This window comes from Aeromonas sp. LsrichE-8G (assembly GCF_022869435.1).
GTDB classification, from domain to species: domain Bacteria; phylum Pseudomonadota; class Gammaproteobacteria; order Enterobacterales; family Aeromonadaceae; genus Aeromonas; species Aeromonas caviae.
This window is the reverse complement of record NZ_JALIHH010000195.1, coordinates 1-805: the sequence shown is the minus strand read 5'-3', so window position 1 is coordinate 805 and position 805 is coordinate 1. Positions and strand designations below refer to the sequence as shown.

Annotated in this window: 1 pseudogene; it reads left to right on the top strand. The window is 53.2% G+C overall.

The window, feature by feature from the left end:
- Window positions 1–654: pseudogene (locus MUW49_RS18615) on the top strand (IS1595-like element ISKpn3 family transposase); the annotation flags it as partial.
- Between the last annotated feature and the right edge of the window lie 151 nt (window positions 655–805).

Below are 805 nucleotides of genomic sequence, written 5' to 3'. Positions count from 1 at the left end.
GGCTTGTCAGCGATGGAGCTAAAGCGCCAGTTGGGCGTCAAATATGACACCGCCTGGATGCTCAAGCACAAGCTGCTGCAAGCCATGAAAGAGTCCGATGACAAGCAGCCCATCAGCGGCATCATTCAGCTCGATGATGTCTACTGAGGTGGCGAGCGCCGTGGTGGCAAACGGGGTCGGGGCGTGGCAGGCAAGACGCCGTTTGTGGCAGCAGTGGCCCTGAACAAGGAAGGACATCCAATCAAGATGCGGATGACGGTGGTCGATGGTTTCAAAACCAAGTCCGTTGCTGATTGGGCAAAACGGCATATTGCCAGTGGTAGCGCGGTGATATCCGATGGATTGGCCTGTTTCAAAGCGGTCAAGGAGGCCAATTGTGAGCACCTGGGTGTTGTCACCGGGGGCAACCTGGACTGGCTGGATCATCCGGCATTCAACTGGGTAAACACGATGATAGGAAATGTGAAAAACTCGCTGCGGGGCAGTTGTCATACGCTCGGAGCGAAGCATTTACCAAGGCATCTTGCTGAATACTGCTTCCGGTTTAATCATCGTTTTGACCTCAAGAGCATGTTGGTTGAATTGGGGCATGCAGTCGTGGCAAGCCCTCCGATGCCATATCGGCTCTTGAAGCTGGCTGAGGGTCATGGGTAATCAGGTAGTGAATTGCATTCTGTCACTCAATCGGGCTTAATAGATATGGCAATAATGCTACACACTGAGCGCTAAATGCAAATTCTGAAAGCCTACAAATTCCGACTCGAACCGACCGAACAACAAGCGCAACGCCTGCGCCAGTTGGGCG